The following is an 11,907-nucleotide window of genomic DNA, read 5'->3' as shown; positions in this document are numbered from 1 at the left end:
GGATAATGCAAGGTTTTTGAAAGTCCCAATCCTATTTTCTTGCACTAACATCGGACTTTAACAGGTCAAAAGCTTTATTTTAAAAGGGTTTTACCATTATTCAGCAAGCCCTAAATTAAGAATCGGCTGTAACAGAGCAACTTTATTATTAAATTGGTGGGCTAATTCTTTGTACTAATCCCATCACACAAATGCCTATCTTCCTCCCTGACATTAATATTATTCTGCAAATAAACCCGCACCCAATCGCAACTCCGCCCCATTAAACCATCTAAACCCCAACCATATTCTCCATTCCACAGTTTGATAGTCTTGTCATGACTACCGGTCGCTAAAGTCTTACCGTCTGGGCTAAAACTCACGCTAGTGACAGTGCTATTATGCCCTGTGAGAGTGCGAATTTCTTTCCCTGTTTCTACATTCCACAGTTTGATTGTCTTGTCTTTACTACCAGAGGCTAATGTCTTACCGTCACTGCTAAAACTCACGCTTCTGACAACATCATTATGCCCCTTGAGAGTGCCGATTTCTTTCCCTGTTTCCACATTCCATAGTTTGATTGTGGTGTCTTCACTACCAGAGGCTAATGTCTTACCGTCGGGGCTAAAACTCACGCTATTGACATTACTATTATGCCCAGTGAGAGCGAGGATTTCTTGACCAGTCTCTACATCCCACAGTTTGATTGTGCCGTCATCACTACCGGTCGCTAATGTCTTACCGTCAGGGCTAAAACTCACGCTATTGACATTACTATTATGCCCAGTGAGAGTGCGGATTTCTTGACCTGTCTCTACATTCCACAGTTTGATTGTGTTGTCACCACTACCGGTCGCTAAAGTCTTACCGTCAGGGCTAAAACTCACGCTAGTGACACTTTTATTATGCCCAGTGTTCTCGTAGAGTTGCAAGGGAAGGGTGCGGATTTCTTGACCTGTCTCTACATTCCATAGTTTGATTGTGTTGTCTCTAAAAGATATCAAGATACCACTACCGGTCGCTAATTTCTTACCGTCCCTGCTAAAACTCACGCTATTGACACTCCATTTATGCCCAGAGAGAGTGCGGATTTTTTGACCTGTCTCTACATTCCACAGTTTGATTGTGTTGTCCCGACTACCGGTCGCTAAGGTCTTACCGTCGCTACTAAAACTCACGCTTAAGACAATTCCATTATGCCCTCTGAGAGTGCCGATTTCTTGGCCTGTTTCTACATTCCACAGTTTGATTGTCTTATCCTCACTACCGGTCGCTAAAGTCTTACCGTCGGGACTAAAACTCACGCTAAGGACATAATCATTATGCCCAGAGAGAGTGCGAATTTCTTGACCAGTCTCTACATCCCACAGTTTGATTGTGTTGTCTTCACTACCGGTCGCTAAAGTCTTACCGTCAGGGCTAAAACTCACACTCCAGACAATATCATTAGGCCCAGAGAGAGTGCGGATTTCTTGACCTGTTGACCCATTCCACAGTTTGATTGTGCCGTCATAACTACCAGTCGCCAAAGTCTTACCGTCGCTACTAAAACTGACGCTATAGACACTGCTAGGATGCCGAGTGAGAGTGCCGATTTCTTCCCCTGTCTCTACATTCCACAGTTTGATTGTCTTGTCCTCACTACCGGTCGCTAAAGTCTTACCGTCGCTGCTAAAACTCACACTATAGACACTGCCATTATGCCCAGAGAGAGTGCCGATTTCTTCCCCTGTCTCTACATTCCACAGTTTGATTGTCTTGTCTTCACTACCGGTCGCTAAAGTCTTACCGTCGCTGCTAAAACTGACGCTATAGACACTGCCATTATGCCCAGAGAGAGTGCCGATTTCTTCCCCTGTCTCTACATTCCACAGTTTGATTGTCTTGTCTTCACTACCGGTCGCTAAAGTCTTACCGTCGGGGCTAAAACTCACACTCCAGACACCATCATTATGCCCTACTAAGCGATTAGATTCCCTTCCTTCAACCAGAATCTTCTGCAAAGCATCAATTGCCTTCGTGTTGCTTGCGTTGTGTTTCTGCAAAATTTTTCCTGCCTTAATCGCTTCAACAATAGCATCTAATTCTTTTCCCTCTTCATTAAAGAGATGCAAAGAATAACCACTGAGAGAATTTGCTAAACTAAGTTCTGTATCAACTTCGCGCCGTTTTCTTTCTGCTTCGATTTTTTCTCGTTGCTTTTGATAGTGATAACTAGCTTTAATAAATTTTACGGCTACATCATCTAAATTAGAAAGTGATTTTTCTTTGATAAGATTGACAATCCTTTTCAGTTTAGAACCGCCCCAAAGCTCACTACTCGCTTTTACAGCATCTTGCTTCTGTAAATCATCCCACTGTTTCGCATCAGCATATAAACGACTTCTCAGAACAATTATCTCCTCTTTTTCTCGAATTAAATCCTGTAACACTTTCCAAGAACGTAATAACGCCTCATGTGCCACCTCAACCGTTGCTTTCCCGTCTTCTCCCTTACTCACCAAAAGACGATTATCTATCAATTGATAGAGAACCTCTCTTTGCATTTCCTCCTGTTCAAAACTCGATTTATCCGCCCTTCTGCTAACCACTTTTTCCCCTTCTAAACTAATTAACTCTAGAAAAATTTCCTCTGCTGCTTTCCTTTGCTGTTCATTAAATTGACTATAAATTTTATCCGCTTGTTTTTCTAGCGCACCCGTTACCCCACCAATCTCTTGATAAATCTTAATATTTAAAACCCGCTCTTGAATATGATCTTTTTCCCACAATAAATCTAATGTATATTGTAACAGAGGTAAAGAGCCAGCCCGTTCATAAAAATCCGCAACAATTTGATTAATTAATCCCTGTTCAAAGATTACCCCATTTCTCGCCGCCGGTTCAGCAATAGCTAATCTTAACTGACTTTCATCCATATCCGTTAACATCTTGCTATACTGATCATGGATTTTTCCTAAACTGGGATAAGGACTTAATTTATCTAAAAAATCCGCCCTCATCGTCATCACAATTTTAACCAAACTATTATTCTTTTCAATCAATTTAATCAAACTTTTAATAAAAATATCCCTTTCTGTCTTCGGTGTACGAGTGAATAATTCCTCAAATTGGTCAATAAAAATAAACCATAAATCAGAATTATTTTTTAATCCTTCAACCACCTTAATTAAAGTATCTTCCTTAACAGCTTGTGCTAATTTTGCTTGGGATTGTTTATATCTATTTGCCAAAAGACAACCATAAAAAGACTCAAAGGGATTAACATCAGGAACAAAAGTTAAATTAACCAATCTATTTGCGCCAAAATCATCCTTTAACTTAGGAATTAAACCCGCTTGCACGAGAGAAGATTTACCACTTCCTGACGCACCTAAAAGCAATAAAACATTCTTTGGCTTTAAATAATCGGTTAACTCAATAATCCAATTATCTCGCCCAAAAAACCTATCCTTATCATCTACTTCAAACTTCCTTAAACCCAAATAAGGTGAACCCGTAATTAAGGGTTGATTGGTAATTTCAATCTCAGATTTCTGGATGCTAATATACTGATTGACTGTCCCTAGATTTTCACCAGCGACAGCTTGAACCCCACCTTCAATATTAAGATTTTTACCGGCTTGATTCTCATTCATCAGGTTTGGGTGCTAAAGCGCAACTACGAACTTTTAGGATTGTAAGTAACTGTTTGGCTTGCAGTCCCTCGATTTGAACCAACAACATTTTGAACCCCACCAGAAATATTTATATTATATTTACCTTCTTTTGCCCCTTCTGGATCTTCTTTTTTCATTACTTCTTGGGCTGCTTTAATAATTTCGTCATCCTCCTTCAGTTCTTTAAGTCCCGCTTCTTCTAACTCATCTTCCAAAAGAGCTTTCGTTTTTTCAGGTTTCTGTTCGTATTTATCTAAAATTGTTGATGAATCTGTTTTCCCTTTTTCTGCAAACTTCTTCTTAATCAACGCTTTTAAACTCTCATAAGCATCCTTAACGGCTGTTCCTGCCGTATCCTTAGCAGCAGCAGCCGCACCAGCAGCCAACGCAGCGAGAATTAGAGAAATCGGTTCCATTGCCTGAGACTCCAAATTAGATATTGCTGACTCAATTTTAGATCAAATCAGTTTTTAATAGTAAGCCAAACTGCAATCAGCTAGAGAACTGGAATTTCACGGCCAAGGCACTAAGTCTTAAAAGTATTGCTATGCAAGGCTCGTAGCTGAAAAAGCCAAACAAGGGTTTTCCCTGTGGATGGGGTTTATCAGTTATCAGATTTGAGTTTTCAATTCACTGTTTACTGTTTACTGTTTACTGAACACTGAAAAAAGCTCCCTGATTATCGCCGATGATACCAACGGGTAAATAATTTTTCTAACTCCACCCAAACGAATAACAAGGTACTAAATCCCAAACAGATTAATAATTCTTCTTTAGTTAAAAATTGAGTACCAAAAAAATCCCGCAGGGGAGGAACATAGATTAACATCAGTTGAAAAATTGTCGTCAGGGTTACTGCTACCCAGAGATAGGGATTAGTCAAAGGATTCATTTCTATGGTAAGATGATCGCTCGATCGCACAGAAATGGCATGACCCATCTGAGCTAAACAAAGAGTAGTAAAAACCATAGTTTTCCATGAACCAGTATTACCAAAAAGCGGATCCAAGCGCACAGCGATCAACATTTGAGTGATATTAATAATCGAAAAAATAATCCCAATTCTAACGATATAACTGCCCAAACCGCGAGCAAAAATACTTTCTTGGGGACTAAAAGGAGGGCGACGCATAATATCAGGAGAAGCGGGTTCCACAGCTAAAGCTAAAGCGGGTACACCATCAGTAACTAAATTCATCCAGAGAATTTGTAGGGGAGTTAGGGGAGTAGCTAAACCCAAAAGAGGCGAAGCAGCGATAGTAATCACCTCCCCGATATTACTGCCGAGAATATATTTAATAAAACTGCGAATATTGTGATAAACCACTCGCCCTTCTTCCGTAGCAGCGACGATAGTGGCAAAATTATCATCGAGGAGAATCATATCACTAGCCTCTTTGGTGACATCGGTGCCGGAGATTCCCATAGCAATACCGATATCTGCTTGTTTCAGGGCCGGAGCATCATTAACCCCATCTCCGGTCATAGCGACAAATTTACCCTTTTTTTGCAAGGCGCGGACAATAGTTAATTTATGTTCGGGGGAGACACGGGCATAGATGTTAGTTTTGTCAATGATGGTTTCTAGCTGAATTGGTGATAATTTATCTAATTCTTGTCCTGAGATGACTAAAGCTCCCGCTTGGGCAATACCAAGACTTTTAGCCACCGCTAGAGCGGTTAATTGATGATCGCCGGTGATCATGATCGGACGGATTCCCGCTTCTCGACACCTAGCCACGGCGATTTGTACCTCCGGTCGTGGTGCGTCGATCATACCGACCATTCCTAGCCAAATTAGCTCATCTTCGCTGATTTCAGTTGATTCTGGTGGATAAATCAGGTTTTTATAGGCTAATCCTAAGACTCGCAAACCCCTGTTCGCCATAGCATTGTTAGCGACTAAGACTTTTTCTTTTTCCCTATCCCCAAAAGGAAGACTTTCTAATCCCGATTGATAGGAGAGACATTGTTCAAGGATTAATTCCGGGGAACCTTTGGTAAATAGTACGGGATTGACTCCTTGACAAATGACCGACATTCGCTTTCTTTGAGAAGAAAAGGGTATTTCAGCGATTCTAGGGAACTCTTGCTTGGTTAGGGATAAATTTAAGCCCGCTTTCGCCCCTAAAACTAATAAGGCTCCTTCCGTGGGATCGCCTAAAATGCTATCGTGACCGTTATCGAGGTCTAAACTGGCATCGTTGCAGAGGACACTGGCAATTAAAAGATGATGTAATTCTAGATCGGTTTTGGGATCGATCGCCTGTTGCTCGGAGTCTAAAAATTGTCCTTTTGGGCTATATCCTTCCCCAGTCACCGAAAAATTGCGATTAATTGTCTCTATCTCCCGCACGGTCATTTTATTTTCCGTTAGCGTCCCAGTTTTGTCGGAACAGATCACATTAACGGAACCAAGGGTTTCTACTGCCGGCAGTTTGCGAATCAAGGCCTGACGTTTGACCATGCGTTGGGTACCTAGGGCGAGAGTTAGGGTGATAACTGCGGGTAATCCTTCGGGAACGACAGCTACTGCCATACTAAGGGAAACTTCGACTAATTCCTCTAGGGCCGACCAACCGGCATTGATCAGGCCGATGGTAATAGTCAGGGCAACTAGAATCAGAGAACCAGCGACAAGGACATTACCCAAGTGAGTCATTCTTTTTTGGAGAGGAGTGGGTTCGTTGCCGACTGTTGCTAACATTTGAGCGATTTTGCCTAATTCCGTCGTCATTCCCGTATTGGTAACGATGACCTTGGCCCGGCCTTGCAGTACTTCTGTTCCGGTAAAGACAAAATTTAAGCGATCGCCAAGGGGAGTATCCCGGTCTAAGGGGTCAATGGAGGCGGATTTATTAACACTATTTGCCTCTCCTGTCAAGGCCGATTCGCGAATTTGCAGGTTAAAAGCTTCGATAATTTGGCCGTCGGCGCTGATTTGGGTTCCCGCTTCAATCAGCATGATGTCCCCGGGGACGAGATTAACCGCATCTATTTCCGTGCGTTGGCCCTCGCGGATAACATTAACTTGGGGAGAGGAAAGTTTTTTTAAAGCGGCCAGAGCTTTTTCGGCGCGACTTTCTTGCAGATAGCCGAGCATACCATTGAGGATGACAATTGTTAAGATAGCGATCGTATCTTTGAAGGGAACGCCAATTTTAGCCAGATGACCGCGCTGTAATGCCAGTAAATCTAGTCCCCCGGAAATTATGGCCACGGCAATTAAGAGGAGGAGCATAATATTGGTAAACTGATCCAGGAGAATTTGCCAATTACTGCGCCCTGGACGTTCTTGTAGTTCATTTTTGCCATAATATTTAATTCTTTCGGCGATTTGCTCTCTATTGAGGCCATTAACAGCCGAACTACCGAGGATAGATAGGGTGGTTTCCACCGGATAGGTATGCCAAGGTTGTTGCAAGTTAACGCTGGAATGGGCAGAATAGTCGGCATTGGCGGCCATGGCAAGTGAAGATAGTTGATCTAGATAGATCTTAGCCCTTTCTTTCCCCGGTCACAGGAAAAAACAAATGTTTAAACTGGCTCTTCCTGCTCATAGACAGTCTTAACGAGTAATGTAGATAAGTAGCTGGTTATAATTAAATTGAAGATAGATCCCCCCTTAATCCCCCCTTGATAAGGGGGGTGTCTGAAAGTTTTTAACATCTACCTATTTAGTCAACAGCTTAGCAGGGCAAAGTAAACCAAAATTGTGAACCTTTTTCGTCATTATTCATAATGCCAATTTCACCTCCGTGAGCATGGATAATTTGACGACATAGATATAAACCTAGTCCTAAACTAATCTGATTATTATTATTGTTGCCTCGTTGATAGCGATCGAATAATTGTTTTCTCTGGGTTTCGCTAATTCCCACCCCATTATCGGCAATAGTACACCGGAGATAATTGCCCTCTAGTCTAGCGGATAAAGTGATAATTATCCCTTGGGGATTGTGTTTAAGGGCATTGGCTAATAAATTCTCAAAAACTCGCCAGAGATGGTGAGCATCGGCATTAACTAAGGGTAAATCGGGGGAAAAATTATTAATTAAAGTTGCTTGATTTTCCTTTAATCTTAACTCCCATTCCTGACCGATTTGTTGACCGATTTCGTAGAGAGATAAAGGCTTTAGTTCTAGGGAAACTCCCCAAAGATCATTTTGTCGGGTTTCGACGAGAGAATCAATTAAAGTTAATTGTCGCTCGCAACTGTTGGCCATCTGTTGTAAAATCTTCAGGGATACTTCTTTAGTTTCTCCCTGAGAATTTTTAATTAAATTATTTAAGATCATTGACATCCCGATCACGGGATTGCGGAGATCGTGAGAGACAGCATGAAGATAAATTTCTAAAGTTTCTTCAGTTTTTTGACGTTCTTTAATTTCGTTTTGTAGTTGTTTTTTTTGACGGCAAATAGTTAATTGATTTTCAATGCGGGCCATCACTTCTTCCCCTTGAAAAGGTTTAGAAATATAATCGACACCTCCCACTTGAAAAGCTTTGACTTTATCTAAGACATCATCAAGAGCGCTAATAAAAATCACGGGAATTTCTCTGGTTTTTTCATCAGCTTTTAACTGTTCACAAACTTGATAACCATTGAGATTGGGCATATTAATATCGAGGAGGATCAGATCGGGAATTAGCGATCGCACTGTATTCAGTGCCATCTGTCCATTAATCGCTTTCCGTACCTGATATCCCTTCTCGGTGAGCATAATCGACAATAGCCGCACATTATTGGGCAAATCATCGACAATTAAGACACTAGGGCGCGATGTGAGTTGAGTCATGCCGGTTATCTTATAACTCAAACTGTTTAAATAAAGTGTATAAAAAACAGGGGCTTGCCGAAAAAGTTTTTCCTGGGGGCAGCGTGTCGGGTGGGACAAGCGAGAAAGTCTCGTTACTCTACAGCGATCGCCTAGGGATTGTTGCCCATAAAAAAAGCACGGAACCCCACAGCAATCAAGGAACCACTCAAGAGAGTTATTAATGTCCAAATTTGGTTACTTTGGGTTCCTTCCACCTTGATCAGTCGATTATCCATACTATCGACTTTCTCTGTTAAAGTTGCTAGTCCTATCTTGACATCGGTGACATTTTTATGTAAGGTTTCTAGCTTTTGCTCGACATTTTTATGTAAGGTTTCTAGCTTTTGGTCAAAACTTTTTTCGAGATTGTCTAGCTTTTGGTCAACATCTGTCTGGAAGGTGTCTAGCTTTCGATCAACACTTTTAATACTATCTTTAATTTCCTTGAGGACAGATTCGAGGGAATAGGCAAGGGTTTCTGCTGTCATTGCGGTTAACTCCTATCAGTCGAGAGATAATTTAATTATCGATAAAAATCCTCTTAATTCTCCACTTCACTTTTTTCGGGAAATCTCTCCTCATCTTCCAATTTATCACTGATTTCCGGCAGTTTTAGCAATATTCCGGCGAATAACCAATAGTAAACAGAAACGGGATCGACGGAGAGAGGATAATAGTAGGGGTTATAGCTAATAAAAAGTAGGAAAATCCAGATACAGAGACCCCAATGCTTTAAAGCAGCATTTTTTACCTTTAAATAGGCTTTAAAGGTGAGAATACAGAGAATTGTCACCAGTGCCATAAAAGCGATAAAACCGACGATACCGATTTCGTAGAGGAGTTTAGCGTAGTAGGTTTCAATTAGTCTTATCCCTTCTTCTCCCGCTAGATGACGAGCGCCACTACTGGCTGTGCCTAAACCAAAACCAAAAAGCTGTACATAATTGAACATCCACTGCATTTGATTGCCTACAAAGTCAATTGGAGACGAATATAGCCAGCGATCGAGAAAATTTAGTCCTCTTTCCTGAATAAAGGGATTTAACGTCACCGCGAGCAGGGAAATCAGCCCCAAGATTCCCAATTTTAATGGTAACTTTTGTTTATGTTTGCTAGTAGCAATAAAAAGAACCAAGTAAAACAAAGGTACTAGCAAGAAAGGTATTCTTTGTCCAGAAACCAGAGTCGCAAGGAAGACTAAAACCATTGCTACCCAACCAGCGACGCGCCATCTTTTTTGCGGATCACTAAAACTGGCCGCGTAACTGATGACGCTACTAGATACTAAAAACCAACTCCATTGCCAAGGATCAGAAAATGTGCCAGGGAGACGAATTAAGCCTCGATCGGGATTATACAACACTGAACCCCCGACAAAACATTGAGCTTTCAAGCTGGCTTTTTCGGTAATATTCGGATAAAATTCGGTGTCGGATTTCGGGACAAGAACTTCCAGTTGATTGAGGAATTCATTATCAGGACAGATACCTTGGACGAGTAAGAAGTATTGAATTAGATTTAAAACGCAACAGACTAAGATCATCACGATTAAAAGCCGATTAACCACGAATAAATCCCGTTTTTGCTCGATTAGATAGTAGCCACAGAGAACTAGGGGAATATAACTTAGGAGGATTTTTAATCCCACAATTCCCACGGCAAATCCTCCTTGGGGCAGATTGACAAAAAGAAAAGTTATCAGGCTGCTGGCAAGTAAAATCAAAGTTGTGATGATAAAAGGCTTGATTTGGGGGCGTAATTGCTTAAAAGTTTTGGTTTTAATTAAAATTGCCGCTAAAGCGGGGAAATAAAAGGCATCCTTGGCGATTTTGTAGAGAAGATGGGATTGATCGTAGAGCACTAGGTTGCCCAATACCTGAAAAACTCTCACCACGGCAAACGTGACGGTACTACTGAGGGGAAGATAGATGATTAGGGCTAATAATCCCAGACGGGGATGGATAAAAGAAGCGACCATGGCGGGAACTGCCAAAATTCCTAATAAGGCTGCTTTTTTGTCAAATACAAGCCCTAAAACTAGACTAATTAGTATAGTGGCGATCACTAATATAATTAGCAACAGGGGATTAATCTCTTTCATACCGTGCGGGTTGAACAGGTTTAGCAGAAAGTGTACCGGATTTTTGCCGAGATTCTCATTCTCAATGGCGGAGGTGGGGAGCTTTTCAGTGATCAGTAAACAGTAAACAGTAAACAGTAATCAGTGAGGTCTTCGGTTTGTGTTAGGCAATAGACGGGGTTATAAGAGATGAAACCCTTATATAGAAAGACATTTGGCGATTTTTGTCAATTGTTTTCCATCTAGAACGAACTAATCAATTAAGTCTCTTGCCAGATAAGGATGTAGTCTATTTATGCCACCCGATCGAACCATACCAAGTAACGAAGAACCATCAGTGAACTGAAAACTCACATCTGATACTGATCAAAGTTTCCTTTTGCTTCTTAGCTCTTGCTATACTTATGTAAAATTTTATTTATCTCGATCTTGACTCCGTGGCCGAAAATCCTTCTTTTCAAGACCTTTATCAAGCTGGCATCAGTGCCTTTGAGCGTGGACAATATCGTCTTAGTATCCAGCAATTAAATGCGGCTTTAGCCTTAATTTCCTTAGGATCCCGAGCAGGGGGTGAGATCCAAATTTGGTTAATTTCTGCCCATCAAGGGTTAGGAGAGGGGGAGAAAGCTAGTGAAATCTGTAAGCAACTTATTACCCATCCTATCTATCAAATTCGCGAACAGGCCAAGCGTCTGCTTTATATTATCGAAGCTCCCCGTCTCAAACGTCCAGATGAGTGGATGACGAAGATTCCCGATTTGGAGAAACTTCCCGATAGTACACCGCAATTTAAAAAGGGGACAAATAAACAGAAAAAAGAAGAACCACCCGCACCCATGCAGTTAGAGCAGCATAAAAATACTGTTTTTAGCGGACTGGCGATCGCTATTGTTCTATTGATGCTCTGGTTTTTTGCTAAAAATAGCTAAATTAGTTGACAATAAGCTTCTAATATGCTAGTGCAGTTGGCTATGGCTCCTAAATGGGCGATTTCATAACCGTGGGTGTTTTGGGTGGGAAAACCTAAGCAAGCGGCCTTAGCTATAACTGGCAATGTAGTCTTTTAGTCGAAAGGGTTGTTTTCGGTGTTTTCCCACCACGACTCGACTACCGGCGCGCACCCCGCAAGCGTCTAATTCTTCTGGAGTCAATTTCGTCTCTATCCATGCGGATTCCCAGGTGACGGGAGTGTTTTCCTGCTGCACTTTTTGCGGGGATTGATGGGAAATTTGACATCCTCGCCGCCCTAAAAGTGCGGCGATTCCTAAACCTCACGATTTAAGTTTCTGCTTCAACCACCGTTGCATACCACGGTTAAAAAACCATGTACTGTCTTACACAAAGTCCACAGACTTTCGCGACCTTTCAG

The 11,907-nt window shown here is 41.6% G+C and carries 7 protein-coding genes and 1 pseudogene; 1 reads left to right on the top strand and 7 read right to left on the bottom strand.

What is annotated here, in order from left to right; translation table 11 throughout:
* Positions 1-161 precede the first annotated feature (161 nt).
* The 6 genes from IM322_RS01180 to IM322_RS01155 all read right to left on the bottom strand — a co-directional run bounded on the left by IM322_RS01180 (position 162) and on the right by IM322_RS01155 (position 10,559).
* A complete protein-coding gene (locus IM322_RS01180) occupies positions 162-3,617 on the bottom strand; it encodes a WD40 repeat domain-containing protein (protein WP_287713075.1) in 3,456 nt (1,151 codons plus the stop codon).
* Positions 3,618-3,640: 23 nt separating this feature from the next.
* Positions 3,641-4,054: a Het-E N-terminal domain-containing protein gene (locus IM322_RS01175; RefSeq protein WP_287078711.1), complete on the bottom strand. Its 414-nt coding sequence runs from the start codon at positions 4,052-4,054 to the stop codon at positions 3,641-3,643.
* Positions 4,055-4,317: 263 nt separating this feature from the next.
* The gene (locus tag IM322_RS01170; RefSeq protein ID WP_287673664.1) at positions 4,318-7,104 is read right to left on the bottom strand and encodes a cation-translocating P-type ATPase; all 2,787 of its coding nucleotides are present in this window, start codon (positions 7,102-7,104) and stop codon (positions 4,318-4,320) included.
* A gap of 223 nt (positions 7,105-7,327) precedes the next feature.
* On the bottom strand, positions 7,328-8,437 hold the full coding sequence (locus tag IM322_RS01165) for a hybrid sensor histidine kinase/response regulator (protein WP_287673662.1): 1,110 nt from the start codon (positions 8,435-8,437) through the stop codon (positions 7,328-7,330).
* Between the two features lie 131 nt (positions 8,438-8,568).
* The gene (locus IM322_RS01160; protein WP_287673660.1) at positions 8,569-8,946 is read right to left on the bottom strand and encodes a hypothetical protein; all 378 of its coding nucleotides are present in this window, start codon (positions 8,944-8,946) and stop codon (positions 8,569-8,571) included.
* 53 nt (positions 8,947-8,999) lie between these two features.
* Positions 9,000-10,559 (bottom strand): hypothetical protein, encoded by a 1,560-nt coding sequence (locus IM322_RS01155; protein WP_287673658.1) that lies wholly within the window; start codon positions 10,557-10,559, stop codon positions 9,000-9,002.
* Positions 10,560-10,975: 416 nt separating this feature from the next.
* On the opposite strand from IM322_RS01155, the gene IM322_RS01150 reads away from it, so the two are divergent.
* Positions 10,976-11,467 (top strand): hypothetical protein, encoded by a 492-nt coding sequence (locus IM322_RS01150; RefSeq protein ID WP_286823778.1) that lies wholly within the window; start codon positions 10,976-10,978, stop codon positions 11,465-11,467.
* Here the strand turns inward: IM322_RS01150 and IM322_RS01145 are convergent.
* Positions 11,464-11,809: pseudogene (locus tag IM322_RS01145) on the bottom strand (M42 family peptidase); the annotation flags it as partial. The gene IM322_RS01150 and the pseudogene IM322_RS01145 overlap by 4 nt on opposite strands.
* Positions 11,810-11,907: the final 98 nt, after the last annotated feature.

Origin of the sequence: Microcystis sp. M109S1 (assembly GCF_020247025.1) — a bacterium.
Taxonomy (GTDB): Bacteria; Cyanobacteriota; Cyanobacteriia; order Cyanobacteriales; family Microcystaceae; genus Microcystis.
This window is presented reverse-complemented; position numbering and strand designations above follow the sequence as displayed.